The 349-nt window shown below is 71.3% G+C and carries 1 pseudogene; it reads left to right on the top strand.

Features of this window, described 5'->3' with window-relative positions:
* A pseudogene (locus U5A52_RS43170) lies at positions 1 to 349 on the top strand (EmrA/EmrK family multidrug efflux transporter periplasmic adaptor subunit); the annotation flags it as partial.

Raw genomic sequence — 349 nt, 5'->3', positions numbered from 1 at the left:
GGGCGACCCAGTCGTGACGCTGGATCCGGCGGACGCAAGAATCGCACTGGCCGATGCCGAAGCGTCGCTGGGCCAGACCGTGCGCCGTGTGAGCGGCCTGTACGTCAACAACGACTTCTATGCGGCCAACGTGGCGCAACGCGAGTCGGACCTGGCGCGCGCCAATGACGATCTGCGCCGGCGCGTGGCCGTCGCGGACTCGGGCGCCGTTTCCGCCGAGGATGTCGCCCACGCCCGCGACGCCGTGCGGGCCGCGCAAGCCGCGCTCGACGCAGCACGCCAGCAAGGCGCGGCGAACCATGCGCTGACCGATCGCACGTCGGTCGAACAGCATCCGGACGTGCAGGCG

The sequence above is a fragment of the Paraburkholderia sp. J8-2 genome (assembly GCF_905220195.1).
In the GTDB taxonomy this organism is placed as follows: domain Bacteria; phylum Pseudomonadota; class Gammaproteobacteria; order Burkholderiales; family Burkholderiaceae; genus Paraburkholderia.
This window is presented reverse-complemented; position numbering and strand designations above follow the sequence as displayed.